23 protein-coding genes and 1 pseudogene are annotated in these 21539 nt (G+C 57.0%); 15 read left to right on the top strand and 9 right to left on the bottom strand.

The window, feature by feature from the left end; translation table 11 throughout:
- Positions 1–171 precede the first annotated feature (171 nt).
- Together corA and PEL01S_RS17395 are read right to left on the bottom strand one after the other, a co-directional pair.
- The gene (gene corA, locus PEL01S_RS17400; protein ID WP_127461197.1) at positions 172–1122 is read right to left on the bottom strand and encodes a magnesium/cobalt transporter CorA; all 951 of its coding nucleotides are present in this window, start codon (positions 1120–1122) and stop codon (positions 172–174) included.
- 159 nt (positions 1123–1281) lie between these two features.
- A complete protein-coding gene (locus PEL01S_RS17395) occupies positions 1282–1617 on the bottom strand; it encodes a L,D-transpeptidase (RefSeq protein WP_063182572.1) in 336 nt (111 codons plus the stop codon).
- Positions 1618–1853: 236 nt separating this feature from the next.
- Between PEL01S_RS17395 and PEL01S_RS17390 the strand changes: the two genes are divergently transcribed.
- From PEL01S_RS17390 to PEL01S_RS17360, 7 genes are all read left to right on the top strand, one after another.
- On the top strand, positions 1854–2963 hold the full coding sequence (locus PEL01S_RS17390; protein ID WP_127461196.1) for a putative 2-aminoethylphosphonate ABC transporter substrate-binding protein: 1110 nt from the start codon (positions 1854–1856) through the stop codon (positions 2961–2963).
- Positions 2964–3183: 220 nt separating this feature from the next.
- Complete coding sequence (locus PEL01S_RS17385) at positions 3184–4212, top strand: putative 2-aminoethylphosphonate ABC transporter ATP-binding protein (RefSeq protein WP_127461195.1); 1029 nt, start codon at positions 3184–3186, stop codon at positions 4210–4212.
- Between the two features lie 23 nt (positions 4213–4235).
- Positions 4236–5948, top strand: a complete 1713-nt coding sequence (locus PEL01S_RS17380) for a putative 2-aminoethylphosphonate ABC transporter permease subunit (protein ID WP_127461194.1) — start codon at positions 4236–4238, stop codon at positions 5946–5948.
- An 18-nt stretch (positions 5949–5966) separates the two neighbouring features.
- On the top strand, positions 5967–6794 hold the full coding sequence (gene phnX / locus PEL01S_RS17375; protein WP_127461193.1) for a phosphonoacetaldehyde hydrolase: 828 nt from the start codon (positions 5967–5969) through the stop codon (positions 6792–6794).
- Positions 6795–6827: 33 nt separating this feature from the next.
- Positions 6828–7928, top strand: a complete 1101-nt coding sequence (gene phnW, locus PEL01S_RS17370; protein ID WP_127461212.1) for a 2-aminoethylphosphonate--pyruvate transaminase — start codon at positions 6828–6830, stop codon at positions 7926–7928.
- 83 nt (positions 7929–8011) lie between these two features.
- Complete coding sequence (locus tag PEL01S_RS17365; protein ID WP_127461192.1) at positions 8012–8797, top strand: DeoR/GlpR family DNA-binding transcription regulator; 786 nt, start codon at positions 8012–8014, stop codon at positions 8795–8797.
- Positions 8798–8961: 164 nt separating this feature from the next.
- A complete protein-coding gene (locus PEL01S_RS17360) occupies positions 8962–9819 on the top strand; it encodes a hypothetical protein (RefSeq protein ID WP_163767522.1) in 858 nt (285 codons plus the stop codon).
- A 54-nt stretch (positions 9820–9873) separates the two neighbouring features.
- Here PEL01S_RS17360 and PEL01S_RS17355 read toward each other — a convergent pair whose 3' ends face one another.
- The 3 genes from PEL01S_RS17355 to PEL01S_RS17345 are packed head-to-tail and all read right to left on the bottom strand — an operon-like array spanning position 9874 to position 12056.
- Positions 9874–10518 carry a TVP38/TMEM64 family protein gene (locus PEL01S_RS17355; protein ID WP_127461190.1) on the bottom strand — a complete coding sequence of 215 codons (645 nt, stop codon included), beginning with the start codon at positions 10516–10518 and terminating at the stop codon, positions 9874–9876.
- 55 nt (positions 10519–10573) lie between these two features.
- A complete protein-coding gene (locus PEL01S_RS17350; RefSeq protein WP_063182556.1) occupies positions 10574–11056 on the bottom strand; it encodes a hypothetical protein in 483 nt (160 codons plus the stop codon).
- Positions 11057–11105: 49 nt separating this feature from the next.
- Positions 11106–12056, bottom strand: coding sequence for a substrate-binding domain-containing protein (locus tag PEL01S_RS17345; RefSeq protein WP_127461189.1), 951 nt, complete (start codon positions 12054–12056; stop codon positions 11106–11108).
- Between the two features lie 199 nt (positions 12057–12255).
- Between PEL01S_RS17345 and modA the strand changes: the two genes are divergently transcribed.
- Positions 12256–13101, top strand: coding sequence for a molybdate ABC transporter substrate-binding protein (gene modA / locus PEL01S_RS17340; protein WP_127461188.1), 846 nt, complete (start codon positions 12256–12258; stop codon positions 13099–13101).
- 5 nt (positions 13102–13106) lie between these two features.
- Positions 13107–13772 (top strand): molybdate ABC transporter permease subunit, encoded by a 666-nt coding sequence (modB, locus tag PEL01S_RS17335; protein ID WP_127461187.1) that lies wholly within the window; start codon positions 13107–13109, stop codon positions 13770–13772.
- Positions 13773–13814: 42 nt separating this feature from the next.
- Here modB and PEL01S_RS17330 read toward each other — a convergent pair whose 3' ends face one another.
- A complete protein-coding gene (locus PEL01S_RS17330; protein WP_127461186.1) occupies positions 13815–14363 on the bottom strand; it encodes a DoxX family membrane protein in 549 nt (182 codons plus the stop codon).
- Positions 14364–15091: 728 nt separating this feature from the next.
- Here PEL01S_RS17330 and PEL01S_RS17325 point away from each other — a divergent pair.
- Positions 15092–15184 (top strand): hypothetical protein, encoded by a 93-nt coding sequence (locus PEL01S_RS17325; protein ID WP_010493267.1) that lies wholly within the window; start codon positions 15092–15094, stop codon positions 15182–15184.
- Positions 15185–15269: 85 nt separating this feature from the next.
- Here the strand turns inward: PEL01S_RS17325 and PEL01S_RS35300 are convergent.
- Positions 15270–15400: pseudogene (locus PEL01S_RS35300) on the bottom strand (cell wall hydrolase); the annotation flags it as partial.
- A gap of 117 nt (positions 15401–15517) precedes the next feature.
- On the opposite strand from PEL01S_RS35300, the gene PEL01S_RS17315 reads away from it, so the two are divergent.
- The 3 genes from PEL01S_RS17315 (at position 15518) to PEL01S_RS17305 (ending at position 16967) form a co-directional block, all read left to right on the top strand.
- A complete protein-coding gene (locus PEL01S_RS17315) occupies positions 15518–15757 on the top strand; it encodes a hypothetical protein (RefSeq protein ID WP_063182544.1) in 240 nt (79 codons plus the stop codon).
- The gene (locus tag PEL01S_RS17310; RefSeq protein ID WP_127461185.1) at positions 15738–16556 is read left to right on the top strand and encodes a (2Fe-2S)-binding protein; all 819 of its coding nucleotides are present in this window, start codon (positions 15738–15740) and stop codon (positions 16554–16556) included. Before PEL01S_RS17315 ends, PEL01S_RS17310 begins: the two co-directional genes overlap by 20 nt.
- Before the next feature lie 87 nt (positions 16557–16643).
- Positions 16644–16967 (top strand): DUF2325 domain-containing protein, encoded by a 324-nt coding sequence (locus tag PEL01S_RS17305; protein WP_108532732.1) that lies wholly within the window; start codon positions 16644–16646, stop codon positions 16965–16967.
- Between the two features lie 67 nt (positions 16968–17034).
- On the opposite strand, the gene PEL01S_RS17300 is transcribed toward PEL01S_RS17305, so the two are convergent.
- Positions 17035–17721, bottom strand: coding sequence for a FadR/GntR family transcriptional regulator (locus tag PEL01S_RS17300; protein WP_127461184.1), 687 nt, complete (start codon positions 17719–17721; stop codon positions 17035–17037).
- Positions 17718–18110 (bottom strand): DUF2500 domain-containing protein, encoded by a 393-nt coding sequence (locus PEL01S_RS17295; protein ID WP_127461183.1) that lies wholly within the window; start codon positions 18108–18110, stop codon positions 17718–17720. The genes PEL01S_RS17300 and PEL01S_RS17295 overlap by 4 nt, the downstream gene beginning before the upstream one ends.
- Before the next feature lie 219 nt (positions 18111–18329).
- Here PEL01S_RS17295 and PEL01S_RS17290 point away from each other — a divergent pair, with 219 nt between their 5' ends.
- Both PEL01S_RS17290 and PEL01S_RS17285 read left to right on the top strand, forming a co-directional pair.
- Complete coding sequence (locus PEL01S_RS17290; protein WP_127461211.1) at positions 18330–19862, top strand: FAD-binding oxidoreductase; 1533 nt, start codon at positions 18330–18332, stop codon at positions 19860–19862.
- 3 nt (positions 19863–19865) lie between these two features.
- Entirely contained in the window at positions 19866–21239 is a 1374-nt protein-coding gene (locus PEL01S_RS17285; protein WP_127461182.1) for a (Fe-S)-binding protein, read from the top strand.
- Positions 21240–21539 lie beyond the last annotated feature (300 nt).

The following is a 21539-nucleotide window of genomic DNA, read 5'->3' as shown; positions in this document are numbered from 1 at the left end:
CAGCACAAAGAAACCCTTCCCATAACTCAAAAAAAATGGGGGGGGCCGCCTGTTCTGCACCTTACATTAACGATAACGAATGAACTGGATGATCATGGGAACTAACTCTCCTTTATAACAAAACAGAGCTTTTCCATAAGCTCTTTAGAAAGTATACCACGGTACACCCGTTCAGTCGAACCAGCCCTTCCGCCTGAACCACCAGAACATCCCCGCTCCGATGCCGAACATGACGCCGAGCACGAAGAAGTACCCGCCATGCCATTTTAGCTCGGGCATGTAATCGAAGTTCATGCCGTAAATGCCGGCGATAAACGTCAACGGCATGAAAATGGTCGTGATGACCGTGAGCGTCTTCATGATCGTGTTCATCCGGTTGGAGTTCATGGAGATGTAGCTGTCGCGCATGTCGGCGGTCACATCCCGGTTCGATTCGATCATCTCCGACAGCTTGAGCAGGTGGTCGTACACGTCCGTAAAATAAAACAGCTGCTCCTTCACCCCTTCGATCCGCTCCGAGTTCACGACCCGGTACAGCAGATCGCGCATCGGCACGATTGTCCGCCGCAATTTCAGCAATCGGCCGCGAATTTCGAAAATATCGTCCATCATTTGCTGTATCGACCGTTTGCGGCTTCCGGCCTCGATTGCGAGCAGTTGATCCTCCAGCTCGTACACCGCCGGAAAATATCCGTCCACCAGCTTGTCTATCACCAGGTAGGCGGCATACAGATGTCCTTTCTGTCGGGAGGAGGACTGCTCTTGCACGCGCAGCCACGCTTCGTCGAGCTCCGGCTGCGGTTCGAAATGAAACGTCACCAGAAAGCGGCTGCCCAGAAACAGGTCCACCTCCTGTGACGACAGCTTTTGGGGATGGAGCGCATGCAGCACGAAAAAATGAACGGTTTCGTAATGATCCACCTTCGGCCGCTGCAGCAAATGGTAGCAATCCTCAATCGCGAGCGGGTGAAAATGAAAATGGCTTTCCAGCAGCTTTGCTTCCTGATCCGTCGGTTGATTGAAGTCGACCCAATACCAGGCGATGTCGGGATCGTCCAGCCTGTCCAGCCCAATATCGGTAAGTAACTCCGCATTATGAGTAACGGCGCATATCCGCAGCAAGTCCGCTCACCTGACCTTATGTTCAATTGGTTCATTCTGTTAGCCAGTATACCGCATTTTAGGGGCGCGGAAAAATCAGGGGATCGATGATGCGCCGTAAGGCAAGGCAGAGAGCCGCGGGCAGGAACCGGGCGAAAAAGCTCCTGCCGTATACGGCAGTTACGGACGGATCGTGACCCGTATGCCGATGGGGACAAAGCGGGCAAGCGCCAGCACGTCTTCGTTGTACATGCGGATGCAGCCATGGGAGACGGCATGGCCGATGGACGCCGGGTTATTCGTGCCGTGGATGCCGTAATGCGGGCGAGACAGTCCCATCCAGAAGGCGCCGAACGGTCCACCCGGATGGGGCACCTTGTTCACAATCCTGTACTCGCCCACGGGCGACTGTGTCAGTATTTTGCCGATGGCGATCGGATACGATCGGATCACGCGGTCGCCTTCCAGCAGATGAAGCGTCCGTTGGGATAAAGCGACGATAATGCGGTATGCCATGGGGAGCAGCTCCTTCGCAGAAGTTTCGCAAGTATGCTACTACCATATGCACGGGAGCCTATCGGGGCGACGGACAGAAATCTCGGTTATGGATGTAAACAAAACCAAAACCAATTAAAAGAATAACAACACAATAACTTAACGTGCATTTAATCTGTATTTTACAAAACTCTCTTATAGTTAGGGTAACGGGCCAAGCCCATGGTGTCATATCCAATTAAAGGAGAGATTATGACGTGAAAAAGTCTTTATCGCTTATGATGATCCTCACGCTGGCGATTTCCATGCTGCTGGCCGCTTGCGGAAAAACGGAGCCTGCACCAAAGGGGGAAGCTGCGGGAGCAGGCAATACCGGAAGCGCCGCCGCCGATGCGGGCATCGATACGAAAAGCAAAGAGCTCACGGTTTATACCGCACTGGAAGACGACCAGATCAAAAAATATTTGGAGACGTATAAAGCGAAGTACCCTGACGTGAAGCTGAATATCGTTCGCGATTCGACGGGCATCATTACGGCGAAGCTGATCGCCGAGAAGGATAACCCGCAAGCGGACGTCGTGTGGGGGCTTGCTGCAACGAGCCTGCTCGTGCTGGATCAGAACGGGATGCTCGAAGGGTATTCGCCGAAGGGCGTCGACCGAGTACAGCCGGACTTCAAGGATAAGAACAACCCGACGCGCTGGGTCGGCATCGACGCTTGGGAAACGGCGTTTATCGTGAACAAGAAAGAGATGGAGAAGCGCGGCCTCTCGGTTCCGCAAAGCTATGCCGATTTGATTAAGCCGGAGTACAAGGGCCTGATTACAATGCCGAATCCTGCTTCCTCCGGAACCGGATTTCTGACCGTGTCGGGGCTCGTGCAGTTGGAAGGCAAGGACAAAGCGTGGGCGTACATGGACAAGCTTCACGACAACATCGCGATATATGTACATTCCGGCTCCAAACCGGCGAAGATGGCCGGAACGGGCGAATATCCGATCGGGATCTCCTTCGGCTACCGCGGGATCCAAGAGAAGAAGACGGGCTCTCCGGTCGAGGTCGTGTTTCCGAAGGAAGGCTCCGGCTGGGATGTGGAAGCTAATGCACTGCTGAAGAAGAAGACCGTCAAGCAGGCGGCCAAAGATTTCCTCGATTGGGCCATCGGCGACGACGCTATGAAGGAATATGGTAAAAACTTTGCGATTTTGGGAGTGAAGAGCGACGGTAGCCAAATTCCGGAAGGCTATGAGCAAGACCCGATCAAGCAATTGATCAAGAACGACTTGAACGAAGCGGCGAAAAACCGTGAAAGCGTCTTGAGCGAGTGGAGCAAACGCTACGATAACAAGAGCGAAGCCAAGAAATAATAGTACGCAAATGAACAAATCGCAACCAAATGAAAGCGCGGAGCCGGAGGTTCTGCGCTTTTTTTGCCAACTTCTCATATAAAAACAACATAAAAACAACAAAAAGAAACAAATAACATAATTTTTACTTGCGTTTTATACTCCGTTAACAAAACCGGCCTATACTTGAATGGAAAGCAAGCAAGCCGGTCCCTTGCGGGCCGCTCTGAAGGAGGCTCTTATGCAACCGTATTTATCGATCCGACAGCTGTCCAAATCATTCGGTTCGTTCACAGCATTGAAACAGGTTAATCTCGATATGTACAAAAACGAATTCGTCTGCCTGCTCGGGCCGAGCGGCTGCGGCAAAACGACGCTGCTGCGCCTGATCGCCGGTCTTGAAAGCCCGACCGATGGACGGATTGCCGTCGACGGGAAGGATATCACCACTCTGCCGCCTGCAAAACGGAACTTCGGCATGGTCTTCCAGTCGTACGCCTTGTTCCCGAACTTGACGGCATACCAGAACGTTGCATACGGGCTGCAGAACAAGAAATGGTCCAAGAAAGACATCGACTTCAAGGTGCGCGAAGCGTTCGCGCTGATTGATCTGGAGCATGTCATGCAGCGCTATCCATCCCAGCTGTCGGGCGGTCAGCAGCAGCGCATCGCTTTGGCCCGCGCCATCGTACTGTCGCCGGACATGCTGCTGTTGGACGAGCCTTTGTCGGCTTTGGATGCGAAGGTGCGCGTGAAGCTGCGGCAGGAAATCCGTGAGCTGCAGACCAAGCTCGGCATCACGACCATCATGGTGACGCACGATCAGGAAGAGGCGCTGACGATGGCCGACCGGATCGTCGTCATGAACAACGCGGAGGTCGTTCAGACCGGCACGCCGCAGGACGTGTACGACCGCCCGAACTCTCCGTTCGTCGCTGATTTTGTCGGGGCGATCAATTTCTTGGAAGACGGAGTATGGCAAGCAGGGCGGCAAGGCAAGCGGGCGTTAGCGGTCCGGCCGGAGCATATCGAGGTCAGAGCGGGCGATGCGGGCGAAGGCATCCCGGCCATCGTCCGGAACGTCGAATTCCGCGGTCCGTTCTATCGGCTGAATCTCCAAATGCTGCACTCCGGCGCAGGCGAGCTGGTAACGGTGGACGTTCCCGCCCAAGCCTCCCGCGAGCTGTCGCTGGCCAAAGACGCCCGCGTCCTGCTGAATGTGCCCGCGGAGAAGCTGCTGTCGTTCCAGGCGGAAGCCTTGGCCCATTGAATCCAAGCGAAGGAGATTTCATCATGTGGACTGCACGAACCCGGGCGCTCAGCCCGAAAGCGGGGGGCGCGGAGCTCTGGCAGATGTCGCTTGTCGTCATCGTCGTCCTGCTGCTGCTCACGTCCGTTTTGTTCCCTCTGGGCGTCTTGTTCGCCAAGGCGTTTCTGGACCGTGAAGGAGCTTTCGTCGGGCTGGCTACCTTTGTGCGTTACTTCTCGACGCCGGCGCTGTCCCAGTCGCTAACGAATACGATCTACGTCTCGGTCGTTTCGACGGTCATCGCCGTCACGCTGGCATTCTTCTACGCGTACGGGGTCATCCGGACGGCGATCCGGGGCAAAGCATTTTTCAAAATGATTGCGCTTGTGCCGTTGTTCGCGCCTACGATGATGCACGGAATCGCGCTGACGTATTTGTTCGGCAACCAAGGGCTTGTCACGAACGGACTGTTCGGACTGGTGCCCGGGTTTAAAATCGAGCTGTACGGCCCGGTCGGCATTATCCTGGCGGAGGTCATCTACTTGTTCCCGCAGGCGTTTCTCATCCTGGCGGCGTCGCTGGCCGTGACCGATTACCGGCTGTACGAAGCGGCGGAGACGCTCGGTGCGGGAAGACTCAAACGGCTGCTCACGGTGACGCTGCCGTCGATCAAGTTCGGGCTGATCAGCGCCATCTTCGTTTGCTTCACTGCATGCTTCACCGATTTCGGAGCGCCGCAGGTCATCGGCGGGAAGTTCAACGTGCTCGCGACGGATATTTATAAGCAGGTGATCGGCCAGCAAAACATGTCCATGGGCGCGGCGGTCGGCATTCTGCTGACGATCCCGGCGGTTGTCGCGTTCGTGGTGGACCGGCTCGTGCAGCGCAAGCAAAACGCGCTGATCACGTCCAAATCGACGCCGTACCGCATTGCGAACGGCCGCCTGCGGGACATGCTATTCACCCTGTTCTGCGCCCTGATGTCTATCGGAATTCTCATTCCGCTGCTGACGATCGTTTATGCTTCCTTGGTGAACGTATGGCCTTACAATCTGACGCTGTCGCTCAAGCATTTTGATTTCTCCGCGATGGCCGCGGCCGGGTTCGAGCCGTTCTGGAACAGCTTGGTTCTCTCGCTGCTGACGGCAGTTCTGGGCACGCTGTTCGCGTTCGTCACGGCGTATTTGATCGAAAAAACGCGGATGCTGCGAAGCGCCCGGCAGCTCGGCTATTTCTTGGCCATCCTGCCGCTGTCGCTGCCCGGCATGGTCATCGGGCTGGCGTACATTTTCTTCTTCAACGCGCCGGACAACCCGCTGCATCCGATGTACGGCACCGTAGCTATTCTCGTGTTGGCAAACGTCGTTCACTTTTTCTCGGTTCCCTTCATCACGGCAATGACGACGCTGAAGAAGCAGGACAAGGAGTTCGAGTTGGTGGCGGAGTCGATGCGAGTGCCGTTCTACCGGACGTTTCTCAAGGTGACGGTGCCGCTGTCGCTGCCAGCCATTATCGAGATGGCGATGTACTTCTTCGTCAACTCCATGGTAACGGTGTCGGCGCTCGTCTTCCTGACTTCGCCGGACTTCAAGCTGGCGGCGGTCTCCATCGTCCATATGGACGATGCGGGCGATACGGCGGCCGCTGCGGCGATGTCGGTGCTAATCTTGGGAACGAATATCGCCGTCCGGCTGCTCTACGAGCTCATTTTGCGGGGCGTGAGGCGGCGGACGGAAGCTTGGCAAGTACACAAATGATACGGGAGGAATAAAAATATGACGGTACAAGGAGTCATTTTGGATTGGGCGGGAACGGCGGTCGACTACGGCTGCTTCGCGCCGGTGGCGGTATTCGTGGAAGTATTCGCGAAGCGGGGAATTACGTTGACGGCCAAGGAAGCGCGCGGGCCGATGGGGATGCTGAAGCGGGACCATCTGCGCGAGCTTTGCCGCCTCGACAGCGTGGCGGAGCAGTGGAAGGCGGCCTTCGGCCGTGCGCCGGAGGAAGCCGATGTCGATTCGCTGTACGCGGATTTTGAGCTGATGCTGTTCAGCATCTTGAAGCAGTATGCGACCCCGATTCCGGGAGCGATCGAGCTGGTGGCCCGACTGCGGTCGCAGGGAATCAAGGTCGGTTCGACCACGGGATATACGACGGAGATGATGGAGATCGTTGCCGCCGAGGCGAAGAAGCAGGGCTATGCGCCAGACGGGCTGGTAACGCCGGACGAAATGCCTGCGGGCCGGCCGTATCCGTGGATGATCTACGAGAACGCAATTCGGCTCGGTATTTATCCGATGAAGCATATCGTCAAAGTTGGAGATACGATCAGCGACATTCGGGAAGGGCTGAACGCCGAGACTTGGACGGTCGGCATTCTGAAGGGCAGCAGCGAGCTAGGCATGAGCGAAGCGGAAGTGAACGCATGCGATCCCGCCGATCTGCAGCGGAAGCTTGAAGAGATCGAGCAGCGCTACCGGTCAGAGGGCGCGCATTATGTGATCGACTCCATCGGGGCGTTGGACCCGGTAATCGCAGATATCAACCGACGCTTGGCGGCAGGGGAATCCCCATGCTCCAAAGCGGCCGCATTGAAAGGATGAACTCTCATGACAGAAACGATGACCATCCCGGCGATGCCGGATAATCCATATTTGTTGCTGACGCCAGGGCCTTTGTCCACGACGAAGCGGGTGAAGGCGGCCATGCTGAAGGACTGGTGCACGTGGGACCGCGAATACAACGACCTGGTACAGGACATTCGCAGCAGACTGGTCCGGCTCGCGACGACGGACACGGACCGGTATACGGCCGTGCTGATGCAGGGAAGCGGCACATTCGTCGTGGAATCGGTGATCGGCTCGGTGATCCCTGCGGACGGCAAGCTGGCCGTCCTCATTAACGGAGCCTACGGCGAGCGGATCGCGCAAATGGCAGAGCGGCTGCGCATTTCGACCGTCCGGATCGCGCTCGGCGAGACGACGCCTGCGGACGCAGCCGCCCTGGAAGCCGTCTTGGCCGCGCAGCCAGACATTACGCATGTGGCCGTCGTCCATACGGAGACGACGACCGGGATGCGCAATCCGCTGGAGGAGATCGCCCGGACGGCGAAGCAGCACGGCAAGACGCTGATCGCTGACGCGATGAGCAGCTTCGGCGGCATCGCTATCGACGTGGCAGCGCTCGGCATCGATTTTTTGATCAGCAGCAGCAACAAGTGCATCCAGGGCGTCCCCGGCTTCGGCTTCGTCATCGCGAAGACGGAGGAGCTGATTGCCTGCGCCGGTCGCGCCCGGTCGCTCTCGCTTGATCTGTACGATCAATGGGAGACGATGGAGCGGCAGCAGGGCAAGTGGCGGTTCACCTCGCCGACCCATGTGGTGCACGCATTCCATGAAGCGCTGCTGGAGCTGGAGGACGAGGGAGGCATCGCGAAGCGGCAGCAGCGGTACGAGAACAACCAGCGTCTGCTGGTGCGGGGGATGGAGGAGCTTGGTTTTCAAGCGCTGCTTCCGGCCTCGTGCCAATCGCCGATCATTACTTCGTTTGTGTATCCGGCGCATCCGCAGTTTTCGTTTGCGGAGTTTTACGCGCGGATGAAGCTCGAAGGCTTCGTTCTGTATCCGGGCAAAATCTCGTCCGCAGACACGTTCCGCATCGGCAACATTGGGGATGTGCATGCAGACGATATCGCGCGGCTATTGGAGGCGATCGGGCGCAACCGATTCTGGTTGTAAGGCGGCGGACCGGAAAATCGTGTAACCGCGGTGCTCGGGTGCTATAATGCAAATATCATACGCAGGGCTGGAGGTTGCACCGGATGTCTTTGGTAGGGGAAGAACGCAAGGATTTCATCTTAAACACGCTCAATCTGGAAGGAAAAGTAAAGACGTTTGAGCTGGTCGAGAAGCTGAAGGTATCCTCGGAGACGGTGCGCCGTTATTTGGAGGAGCTGGAGGCGGAGAACAAGCTGAAGCGGGTCTACGGCGGCGCGGTCAAAATCAACCTGGCGCGGGAAGAGCCGCCGCACCTGAAGCGGGAAGAGCTGTACGCCGACGAGAAGAAGCGGATCGGCCGGGCCGCCGCGTCTCTGGTGGAAGACAACGACGTCATCTTCATCGACGACGGCACGACGACCCAGCAGATGATTCATTTTTTGCTCAACAAGAAAAATATTACGGTGCTGGCCTTTTCGGCTCCGGCGCTGTATCTGCTCATCGATTACAAGAACAAAGAGCTGTTCTCCGGCGACGTATATTTTATCGGAGGCAAGGTCAATGCCTCGCAGGCACGGGTATCCGGCTCGATGGCCGAGCGGATGGTCGAGCAGTTTTACGCGGACAAGGCGTTTATCTCGATCGACGGCCTTATGGTAAACCGCGGAATTACAAGCTTCGACGCCGAACGGGGGCAGCTTGCGCGCAAGCTGATCGAGCATTCCAAGCAATCGATCGTGATGACCGACCGCTCGAAGCTCGGCGAGGGGCAGTTCTACAAGCTGGCCGATCTCAAGGAAATCGACATCATTATCTGCGATGTGAACATGCCGAAGGAATGGGAAGCCGACCTTCAAGCTTCGGGTGTGACGTGGATCCATGCCATGTAAGAAGCAACTGCCTTGCCTTGCGGAACCGTGCAGCCGGCCCGCGCTACCTAAGACAAAAACCGTCTCCCTGAGGGCCACAAGCCCGGGAGCCTATCCGGAAGCCTATGCTTCCGGATTTCGTCGTTTTGCCGAAGGATGAACAGATACAGATAGAAGAGAATGGGATGATGCAGATGGATCGGGATTTATTTGAGGCGATGAATTCAAGTGCGAACAAGCTTAAACGGATCGCGGAAGAAAATAAGGAACCAACGCTTGTCGATAAATTTTTTGCAAATAAGTACGTTAAGGCGGCTCTCAAGACCATGCTTTTTATTATGGCAGCCGTCTTTTGCGTTTTGCTGGTTCTCTACTTGCTGATGGGCGGGATGGTGTTTTTGATGCTGGATGCCATCTTCAAGCAATTCACGTCCGATGAAAAAAGAGTGCAGGAAGAACTGGCCATTCATTTGAAAACCAAATATCAGGAAGAATTCAGGATTGAAAAGGTCGAGTATAACGGTACGATTGATCATTACGATGTTGAAGTGCGTTCTGCTGCAAAGCCCGATTATAAGATCCGCGTGAGTGTTTCGGAGAAAAACAAGCGGTACCTGTTTAAAGACGACTATGTGCAAGCTTTTTGGAACGATGCACTGAAGGAGACGGTTTATCCGAAACTGCAAGAGCTGCTTCCGAAGGAAAAATACCGCATAACCCAAGTGTCGGACTACCATTCTATATACGGGGAATTTCCGGACGAGAACGAACTTATTTTTGGGCCCAATTATATTTCATTTCAAGAAGCGGTTGACCGGCAGCTCCTATATCTGGATATCCGATATGAACGATTGGAAGAAGGGACGGCTGTGGGGGACGAGTTGAAAAATGTACATGAAATGGTTGGTTTGGCGAAAAACTTTCGCATTAACAGGATGTGGATCGAAGTGAGGTCTAATAAAGATAGAAGGGACCTAAGCTGTCGCATCAACGACGCGAATAGCATCACCAGCATGGCCGATCTGGAAAAGGTTTGCGATTAAACGGTTCCCCCCATGGGGGGAGGGATGATTGCCTCCGGTGCGATGCTGTGGGATTCATCCGCTTCCCCGCTCGTCTCCGTTCAGACCTCGCTGCCCCTCTTTGGCCGCGGCCGCTTTTGTAAAATGTGCCTCGATTTTTTTGCTGAGAAACAGCGAACCCCCAATAAACAGCACCACATAGAGCAGCTGAAGCGGCTCGCGGACGAAACGCTCCAGATCGTGCCCGATATACGAGACGGAGAAGATCATGATCGCTTTGCCGGCGGCAACGGCGATCAGAAACGTATGCAACCGCATGCGCGCGGCTGCTGCCGCCATATTGACAAGCACGAACGGACCGACCGGAAACACGCTCAGCAGAAACACGTAGCTGAACCCGTTATGGCGGACCCACCGCATGCTTTTTTCGACTTTGGGCTTGCGCTTCCACCGCTCGAAGTACGGATGGCCGGCGGCTTTGCGAATGATGAGGAAGGTCGTCAGGCATCCGGCGATCATGCCGATCCACGAATATAGAAAGCCGAGCCATAAGCCGTATACCGCCGCGTTGACTCCGACGATGACCAGCGTGGGCAGCGGAGGAACAAACGACTTGGCGAACGTCAGCAGGATGCCGGGAAGCGGCCCCAGGGAGCGGTATTGCTCCAGCCAAAGCTTGATGTTGTCCTCTGTCAAATGCTCGATGATTGAAAAATCCATGCTGATTCGATCACCCGAGTCCGGTTAGATTTTTGTGCCAAGCGGTTTTCACGATTTATTCGGCCTCAGGGCCTTTTCCTTGGATAGTAAACGTTTTGACCGCTACGAGCGAGCCGTCCTTCCAATACTCTCCTCTATATTCTCCGGGCTCCCAACGATCGGAACGCAATCTGGCGGTAAACAAAAAGTCGCCTTGGAGATAAGCTGGCTCCGTCATGACGGGCAGACCGTCGCGAACGCGGATGACCAGAAAGCGGAAGGTGTGCTCCCCATGTACAAGTTCCGGATGCGCCACAAGTACGAGAATGTTTTTGCCGTCGGGGAACACCGTCCGGGGGTCCGCGGAAAACCTTTTCCATCCGGCCTTCGGAGGGAAAAACTTATTCCTGTAGTCGTATAACTCGTACCCGTAAGAAATTTCGTAGTCGCTCGGCAATCGATCTTGCTCATAAAGATCGTAACGCAGTCTCGGGTAGAAGGGAAGGCAAGCCACAATAATGACACAGATGGCGATGATGAACCATACCCATTTTCTCAAATGCTCCGACCCCCAGTCCTGCCGGGCCGCGTTTATTGGAACCGGTTTGTCACGTTTCCAGTAAAACCTTGCCGGTTTCGGTCAAGTCATACCCGCCGATGGAGCGCAGCTCGCCGAGAAAGGCGTCCGATTGCAGAATGCGCCGCACCGCTTCGATCCATTCGCGGTTATCCGGCTTCTTCAGCATCACGAGATCGTAACGCTCCCGGATCAGCGGGATAAAATCGACGCCTCCGACGATTCTTGCCGCTTTCTCGATCCCGATTCCGACATCGGCCTCGCCCGCAGCGACTTTGCCGGCAACGCCCATATGGCTGGATTCCTCCGCCTCATAGCCTGCAATACTGCCCGGAGCGATGCGGTGCAGCCGAAGCTGCTCGTCCAGCAGTACTCGCGCGCCGGAGCCTTTCTCCCGGTTGACGATACGCAGACCGGGCTGCGCAAGGTCGCCCCAGCTCCGCAGTCCTTTCGGATTGCCCTGCGGCACGTAAAGCCCGGCATTTCGGGTCAGCAGATGCACGACGATATACGAAAAGCCGACCAGCAGCTTGCGGATATACGGAATATTGTATTCCCCGGTATCGCCGTCCAGCAGATGCGTGCTCACGATATCCGATTCGCCGCGGTACATCGAGATGAGGCTGTCCAAGCTGCCGACGTACGAGCGCAGCGGGCGGACGCCGGGCGCCTGCTTCTCCAGATGCTTGGCCAGCATGTCGAGGCTGATGTCCTGCCCCGTAATAACGAGCGGACGGCTGCCCGGAGCAAAAACGGCCTCCGGCCTTGAAGAACCGGATGGCGCCAGAGCGGCTGCATGCGGCATACGGCCTTCGCGGGCTCTGGTTTTATAGGCCTCCAGATCCACGGCGTCGATACGCATTTGCTTGCCCACTCGGTAGGCGGGAAGCTCGCCTTTTTTGATCAGGTCATACACCGTCAGCTTGGATATTTTCAAAAGCTTCGCGATTTCTTCGGTTGTATAGGAAACGTCGTTGGTCATGACGCGTGAAACCTCCTGCCTTACATTCGCTTCGTAGGCCGTACCTGCATTTCCGGCTTGGACACGAAGTCGTCACACCTATCATACGATGGAAGTGGCTGCGATTCAAACCGCTGTTTACAGGGTTCCTTTTTTTTGTTTATATTAAGTATGTCTAGTTATATCTAAACATAATTAAATAGATAGGAGAGAGGACGTTTTGCGCAAAATCGCTGCTTCTTGTTTATTCCTGCTGCTTGCTTTATCTCTAGCCATCGGGCTTACCGGATGTGGCGAAGCGAAGCCGACCCCGGCGGACGCGCCGAAAGCCGGCCAAGAAACCAAACAGGCCGCCCCCGCTGAAAAGGTGGAGCTGACCATCTCCGCCGCGGCGAGCTTGACCGACGCGCTCAAGGAAATCCAAACCGCTTACGAAAGCAAGAACGCGGGCATCAAGCTGAACTTCAACTTCGGAGCCTCCGGCGCGCTGCAGCAGCAGATTGAGCAGGGTGCTCCCGCCGACGTGTTCCTGTCTGCCGCCGCCAAAAATATGAAGGCGCTAGTGGACAAGCAGCTTGTCGATGCGGCGCAGCAGAAAAACCTGCTCGTCAACGAACTGGTCGTCGTCGTACCGGAAGGCGGCCAAGCGCAGGTCGGCACGGTGGTCGATTTGGCGAAGCCGGAAGTGAAGCACGTCGCCATCGGAGAGCCGGAATCCGTACCGGCGGGCGGCTATGCCAAGGAAGCGCTGACGAACGCGAAACAGTGGGATGCTTTGCAGCCGAAGCTCGTCATGGCGAAAGACGTGCGGCAGGTGCTGACCTACGTCGAATCGGGCAACGCGGAAGCGGGCTTCGTCTACAAGACGGATGCGCTCACGTCCAAGAAAGTGAAGATCGCTTTCAACGTCGATCCGAAAACCTACAAGCCGGTCGAATATCCGGCTGGTATCGTCAAAGCGACAAAGCACACCAAAGAAGCCGAAGCCTTCTACACGTACCTGCAGAGTAAAGAGGCAACGGACGTGTTCGCGAAGTACGGCTTCACCGTTCCTGCCGGGAAGTAGCCGGTATGCCTGGCATCGATTGGAACGCATTTCTGTCGCCGGTCTTGCTGTCGGTCAAAGTATCGCTGGTTGCTAGCGCGCTGGTGTTCGTCCTCGGGATCGCTGCGGCATGGGGCTTGTCCCGCCGCATGTTTCGGGGCAAAACGCTGCTGGAAACCGCGCTGATGCTGCCGCTGGTGCTTCCTCCGACCGTAATCGGCTTCATCCTGCTGGTGCTTCTCGGCAAGAAGAGCTGGTTCGGCCGCTGGATCGAGGAGTGGTTCGCGGCTCCGCTCATCTTCACGTGGTGGGCCGCCGTCATCGCTGCCGTCGTGGTCGCCTTCCCGCTCGTATACCAAACGATGAAGGTCGGCTTCGCTTCGGTCGACCGCAGCCTGGAGGACGCTGCGCGCTCCGCGGGCGCGGGCGAGTGGCAGGTGCTCCGCTACATTACGCTGCCGCTGGCCTGGCGTTCCCTCGCTACGGCTTACATTTTGGGCTTCGCCCGGGCGCTTGGCGAATTCGGGGCGACGCTAATGATCGCCGGGAACATCCCGGGGAAGACGCAGACCGTTCCGACCGCCATCTACATGGCGGTGGAATCCGGCCGCATGACGCTCGCCTGGTGGTGGACCGGCTCGATCATCGTCATTTCGTTTATGATGATGCTGATTGTGAATAAAAAAAAGTAAGACCACGGAATCGATCCGTGGTCTTCTTGTCGTATGCTTGCTTTATACTCCCATCGGGGCACGGGTGCCGCCGGCGGTTTTGTTAGGATCATGGCCGTCTCCGCCTTTGTTACGGAACATTTTGCGGAGGTAAGGCAGTACGTAGTAGTCGCCACCGAATTTGCCGGTGTTGGCTCCTGCGGCCAAGAGAACGAAGCCGAGGAGGACCATCCAAGGGTTCGTGCTTACGGTTCCGGCGAACAGGAACATGAAGTTCATCACTAATCCGAAGAAGGCGGCTGCCGTCGCGAGTGTCCCGAGAATTAAGCCGAGACCGACGAGAAACTCGCCGAGCGGGATCATGATGTTGATCAGCTTCGCGTTAGGCAAAGCAAAATTTTCGATAAATGCATTGAAGGTTGGGTAAATCAATTCGTTTGTGGCCTTGTCCATTGGCGGTTTGGCAATGGCGCCCTTCAGGAACCCGGTGGCGTCGAACCCGCCGGTAAGTTTGTGGAACCCGGCCGTAAGCCACGTCCATCCGACGTACACGCGTAATATGAGCAGCAAGCCGGCAGCATACACGTTTTCTCTTAACCATTTCATAATCATTATAATCGCTCCCTTTGGGTATCAAATTGTGTCCAAATAGTGACACTTGCCATTCATTATTGCACAACACTAAAGAGATGAAGAGGGATAAATTACCATCATTAAGGGATAATATCCATTTAAACTTACAGGATTAGACGGTTCATCGAATCCATTTGATTTTCCAGCGAGATATCGTGAAAAAATTCACAAATTCTCGTAAGAAAAATCGTTCGCTTACCTTTCAATAAGGTAAGAGACTTTTTTTAAGGCAAGTTTAGCTGCTATAGCAGTGATCGTCGGCCGGAGCGGGAACGAAGCACGGTGTTCATATCGCATGTTCCTTTCCTTTGGTTGATGTCGGGATTTGCTTCCTCCCTACGCCTTTACTATAGCATGTCCGAGAGAAAAGTGATGTGAAAAAAATCACACTGTCGAAAAATGCATCATTCTGTCGCTTCGGCTTTGTTTTGCCGGCATTTCGGGGCGTGCTCCCAGATTTCCTTCGCATTTTAGAGTTGCAACCTTGTGATGTATATCAAATATCGGCTTCCGCTGCGCGGCGGATGCGGAATGAACACTATCGCCGGGGCGCTTCCATGGCTCAGACCAACAGAATGGGTCGTCTGAATCCATGCTCCCCCCTCACTCGTCCATACCGGTTATTCATCTTCCGAATACATTAATATTGCGAATATTCGACATGGGAAGAATGGCGGATATTCAATTTTGTCGAAGGAGTGATCATTGTGGGTGGTTTCGGCGGTTTTACATCGACAGGCGTCATCCTGGTTCTGTTCATTCTGCTCGTGATTGTCAGTTGCAGCGTATTGTTCTTCTAAGCTTTATAAGTGGAAGCAACGGCAAGCCGGGTACCTGTGGGGCCCGGCTCTTTTCAATAGGAAGCCGCGATCTCATTTGCAAAAAATAAATATGGCCGCCGATTTGTTTAATTTGCGGCCTGGACCAGATCCACTGCGAGGTGGCCGTAGCTGGATTGAAATAGTACGCGCTTCGCCTGAAGGGTTCCAGCCGTTCACGGCGTCATAGGCCGCTTGGTCGCCTGCATTAGGAGAAAAGGGGCAACCCATTGACAACGATAATGATAACCATTATCATTTGTGATATACATGTTATTGAGAATCATTATCATACAATAAGAGGAGGAGCCGTCCGTGGGTTTGCTGTATGAGCTGATCAGGCAAAGAAACCTTAGCCGGGCAGGCAGCATTGCGGACCGTTCGATTCCCGTCAGACTACAGACGCAGCCGGAAGAGCGCCGGTACGGTTCATACATACAGAGGATATCGGGTCAAGTGTTCCAAGAGGAAGAAGCTCAGGAGAGCATCGAAAGAGCGCCGGAGCGCAATAACCGGAACGGGAAGGGAGAGCGGCATGGAGCAGGCAAGGAATGAAGCGCTGGCGGAGCAAGGTCTCAGTGAGCTGGAGACGCAGTTTTTTTTCATACGGAAGCTTCCCGACGAGGGGGAGTTGTCGGTCAAGCTGTCGCAGCTGTTCGAACGGCGGCATGCGGACATGCTTCTGGTGAAGTATGGCAAGCATATCCGCGCGTTGGATGGGCAAGCGCCGGCCACTTACTTTAGCAGTTGGCTCAGCATGCTGTGCGCGGCGCAGCAGTATATGATCGGCCGGTATGATGCGGCGTTCGATTTTTCGCCGGGCAATCTGACGGTGAATTTGTATCTGAAGGAAGAGCGCCCGATGTTCGGGTTCCGGCTGCATGATGCCAGAACGTTGTCGGTGCCTGAGGGGGACCGGGCCGAGTGGAGGCGTCAAGTGCTCTCCGCCTTGTATGGAGAGACCCTTCGGCCGCTGCTCGCAGCACTGGCGCAAGCGGCAGGGCTCGATGCGGGGCAGCTGTGGGGACAAATCGCGACACGGATGCACTATGCGCATGAAGCGGCTCTTGCGAAGGCCGATAGCGAAGAGCTTCGGGCCAAGCTGACGGAGGACTTTCAGGCGCTGTTGTCAGACTTGCCGCCGGACGTCTTCGGCCGGCCGCGGCATCCGCTCAATGTGAAGTTCCGCTATGTCGACGACCCGCGGAATCCCGGAGAGCAACTGCGGATGAAAGTCAGCTGCTGTCTCGCTTACAAGACGGATACCAGCCATGGATATTGCTATACCTGTCCGCGGATGAGCAGTGCCGAGCGCGAGGAACGGAAGCTCAAGCTGCTCGCGGACGCGAAATAACGAAGAATCGAAGGCACACACGATAAAAATACATGCACGGAAGGCTCTCTCAGGAGACAGCCCGTTAACGAAAAGGAGGCTCGAAACATGCCGTCGATTTTGGTCGTAGGAGCGGATCATTTGGGCAATATGCCCGATCATCTGGCGAATATCGGTTTTGACGAAGTGATGCATATGTCCGGACGCAAATGCCAAATGGTGAAGAAGGGGATTCCGGAAAAGGTAGACGCGGTGCTTGTGCTGACGGATTACGTCAATCATAATCTGACCAAAGCCATCAAGCAGCAAGCGAAGGAACAGGAAGTGCCGATTTATTATGCGAAGCGTTCGTGGTGCTCGGTGCAGAAGGCGCTCTGCTCCTGCGCGGACGGCTGCGAATGGTTGAAAAAGGGCGGAGGAACCGCTCATTAAACGAGGAAAGCCCGTCGGAATATTGAAGTGCCGGCGGGCTTTTTCATATGCACACGGCCGTATGCCATCAGGCTTCGTAGGTTAAACGGCGGAGCATCTGCTCCACCTTGCGCAAGTGGGAGGCGACGCGTTCCCGGGCAAGGGCAGCGTCCTGCAGCCGGACCGCGTCGACGATGGCCCGGTGCTCTTCGGAGAGCCGGGTCGTCTGGCTCTGCTCCGCGAACAGCCACAGCCGGCGGCTCTCCCGCATCGCCGGACCCATGGTCAGGAACAGCGTCTCCAGCGTGCGTACGAGCAGCTCGTTGCCGGATGCTCCGGCCAGCTTCAGGTGAAACCGGATGTCGCACTGCTCCAGCTTGTCCTCGTCGGTCAGGGAAGCCATCTCGGCGAGGATTCCGTCCAGTTCGCTCAGATGCCCGTTGCCGCGGCGCGCCGCGGCTAGTGCCGCCCCTTCGGTTTCCAGAATGAAGCGCAGCTCAAGCCATTGCCGGAGCTGCTCCACGTTACCGATCTCGGGCGCTTCGATCTGAAGCGCGCCGCTATTGCGGAGTACGAACGTTCCGCCGCCGTGGCGGACGTCCACCCAGCCGTGCGCTTTCAGCGCCATGAGCGCTTCCCGGATTGTGGAGCGGCCGACGCCGAACTTCACGGCGAGCTGCTCGACCGAGTCGATCCGGGACCCGACCGGCCAGACGCCCTGCTCGATCTGCTCGCGAAGGGCGTCGGCGACGATTTCATAGCCTTTGCGGATCATGAATGCTCTTCCTTTCTCATGCGGACAAAATCAATGAAGCGGGTGCCCTGATATGTCAGCTCGCCGAAGTCCCCTTCAACCAGCAGTCCATATTGGGGGCCTTTCAAAGGAAGCTCAACCCGTCCGCCGTCCTCGAATTCGAAGGTCACGAAATATTTCGTAAACGCGCTCGAATCTCCGGACCCGCCCGACACCTGCGTGCGTTTGGCGACCACCCGGCCGGGAACGCTAAGACGTTCGGACGCATTGTTGGCGGACCAGACGGAGACGGAAGAGAAAATCCCGTACAAGACGGCACCTACGATCAGAACCAGAATAAGCACAAAGAAGAAAATGAAGAAGGGCGGAGGCCCGTCGAGAGGACCCCTTGGTGTTGAAAAAAAATCCATGGCATTCCCTCCAGTCGAAACGCAATCAAAATCATGCGGCGTTAAACACACTGCGGCCGCGTGCGGATTTCCCTTATTGTACCATGTTTGCCTGGGCGAATCATGTCGCCTTGCGGGGCAGGGACACTGAAGCATTGACGGGGGAAGCCGGGTCCTTTTATAATTAAGTCATCAGATGACCTGATTAATTTAGGGCATACGGGGGGGAACAATGTGGCTTTGCTGGCTGCAACGGTTTGTCAACAATTAAGAAGCATTGTCGGGGACGTCTGGTTTCGCGACGATACCGAAACGCTCGTTTCGTACAGCTACGATGCGACGCCGCTGTATCAATCGATGCCGGACGGCGTTATTTTTCCCGCTTCGACGGAAGAAGTGGCGGCGGTGATGCGCGTCTGCGCCCAGCACCGGATCCCAGTGGTCACGCGCGGGGCGGGCAGCAATCTGTGCGCGGGCGTCGTGCCGCTGCACGGAGGGCTGATTATGGTCATGACGCGGATGAACCGGCTGCTGGAGATCGATCAGGACAACCTGACGGCAACGTTCCAGACGGGCTTGAATACTAAGCGCTTTCATACGGCTGTTGAGGAAACGGGACTGTTTTATCCGCCGGACCCGAGCAGCATGATTATCTGCACGATGGGCGGCAACATTGCCCTGGGCGCAGGCGGGCTGCGCGGGCTCAAGTACGGCACGACCAAGGACTACGTCATCGGACTTGAGGCGGTGCTGGCGAACGGCGAGGTGCTGCGGACGGGCGGCAAGCTGGTGAAGGATGTCGCGGGCTACGACTTGACGCGACTGCTCGTAGGGTCCGGGGGCACGCTGGCGATTCTGACGGAAGCGACGGTCAAGCTTGTGCCGAAGCCGGCGTACCGGCGGGCGATGATCGCGGTGTTCGCCGATTTGCCTGCGGCGGCGCGGACGGTGTCGCAGATTATCGCGAACCGGATTACGCCCTGTACGCTTGAGTTTATGGACCAGGCGACGATCGAGGTGGTGGAGGCGTTCGCCAAAATCGGCCTTCCGGTCGATGCGCAAGCGATATTGGCGATCGAGCAGGACGGCGACGAGGCGCAGGTGGAGAAGGACCTGGAGCTGATCGAGGTGATTTGCCGCCGCGAAGGGGCGATTCAGGTGAAGGTGGCCGCGACGCCGGAGGAAGGGGCCAAAGTGATGGAAGCGCGGCGCAGCGCGTTGGCGGCGCTCTCCCGGCTACGACCGACAACCATTCTTGAGGACGCGACGGTGCCGCGCTCGAAGATTGCCGACATGGTGCTGGAGGTGCAGCGCATTGCGGCGAAGCACAACGTGCGGATCTGCACGTTCGGCCATGCGGGCGACGGCAACCTGCACCCGACAGCGATGACCGATGCGCGGGATGCGGAGGAGATCCACCGGGTGGAGCTGGCGTTCGAGGAAATTTTCGACGCGGCGATCCGGCTCGGAGGCACGATCACCGGGGAGCACGGCGTCGGGCATGTGAAAGCGCCATATCTCGAATGGAAGGTCGGCGCGTCCGGCATCAGCCTGATGAAGCGGCTGAAGCTTGCGTTCGACCCGGACGGCTTGCTCAATCCCGGCAAGCTGTTCGCAGAGACGCGCAAGCGCGTTGTGTTTACGTCGGAGCCGGGAGCGGGGAACGAAGCGGGCGGAACCGCAGGGCCGGGGCAAACCGGTGCCGGGGAAAGGGGCTTGTCCGGGGACTCGCTTGAGGACGGCCGTGATCCGGCGACGAAAGGCGGTGCGTGAAGCATGAGCACGGAGATCAAACAACTGACCGAGAAGCTGCAGCTCACGCTCGATCCCGATCAGCTGACCAACTGCATGCGCTGCGGCTTTTGCCAGACGGCCTGTCCGACGTTTCAGGAGACGGGATTGGAGGCAGCGTCGCCGCGGGGCCGGATCGCGCTGATGAAGGCCGTCTATGACGGCAAAATGGAGCCGGACGCGGCGTTCCGCTCACAGATGGACCTGTGCCTCGGCTGCCGCGCTTGCGAGCCGGCCTGCCCGTCGGATGTCAAGTACGGGCAGCTCATCGAACAGGCCCGCGAGTCGATCGCGGCGGTAACCGCCGAACGGTGGCCGGTGCGGACGGTGAAGCGGCTGTTCATGGAGCGGCTGTTTCCGCATCACGGCCGGATGCGGCTGCTCGGCTCGTCGCTGAAGCTGTACCAAACGAGCGGATTGCAGAAGCTGGCGCGCGGGCTCGGCGTCATGAAGCTGTTCCCGGCTCATATGCGCGAGATGGAAGCGGTGCTGCCGCAAGCGGCCGGCGACGGCGTCATCCGCCGCTGGGAGAAGCTCGGCCTGCCCGCACGTTGGGAACAGGGCGACGGCGGACAATCGCTGCTCGTGATCCCCGCCGAAGGCGAACGTCTCGGGCGGGTCGGCATGTTCCGCGGCTGTATCATGGATGTGCTGTTCACGGAGACGAACGTGAACACGATCAAGCTGCTGCGCTTGGCGGGCTACGAGGTCGTGGTCCCAGCCTCGCAGACGTGCTGCGGTGCGCTGCACGCCCATGCCGGCGAACGGGAGAGCGCCCGCCGTCTGGCCCGGACCAACATCGCCGCCTTCGGTGCGGCCCACGTAGATGCCGTCGTCAGCAACGCCGGCGGCTGCGGTGCCACCCTGAAGGAGGTGGACCACCTCCTTCACGGCGATCCCCAGGAGGCGGAGGCCCGCCGGTTCGCCGCGCAGGTCCGCGACGTGTCGGAGCTGCTCGCCGAAGGGCGTCCGCTGCCGCTGAAGCCGCTCGGCCAAGGGGCGGAGCAGGTGACGGTCACGTACCAGGACTCATGCCATCTGCGCAACGTGATGCGCGTTGCATCGGCCCCGCGGCAGCTGATCCGGACCGTGCCCGGCGCGAAGCTGCAGGAGCTGCCGGATGCCGACCGCTGCTGTGGCTCCGCTGGAATCTACAATTTGACGCAGCCGGAGATGTCCGCCAGCGTGCTCGATCATAAGATGGAGCAGGTGGAGCGCATCCGGGCGCACGTCATTCTGACGGCGAATCCAGGTTGCCTGCTTCAGATGAAATGGGGCGTTCACCGCCACGGGAAAGACAAGACGATGCAAGCGATGCATCTGGTTGATTTTCTCGCCGAATCGGCGGGGGAGAGCTAGTCCGCAGCGTCCAGAGGATTGAGAAAGTGGTCAAATGAGGTAGTAGAGGTTACGATGGGGGGTATCCACTTTTGGCCGCATCGCTTCTCCAGTGGATACCCCAGCTCCGTATGCATTTCTATTTTTGTAAAAGCCCTCTTTCTCAACAAGCTCGGCATATCCTTTAAGGATATGCCGTTTTTGCTATTGACGCTCTGCATAAGCACCAAAACAGTCTTGTCCCCGGCCTCCCCCTCCAATCGACTCCAGCGCCTCGGATACCTTCACCCTGCTTTTTCCGCCAGCTGCTGCCCTTTTCTT

The sequence above is a fragment of the Paenibacillus elgii NBRC 100335 genome, assembly GCF_004000865.1.
GTDB classification, from domain to species: domain Bacteria; phylum Bacillota; class Bacilli; order Paenibacillales; family NBRC-103111; genus Paenibacillus_G; species Paenibacillus_G elgii.
This window is presented reverse-complemented; position numbering and strand designations above follow the sequence as displayed.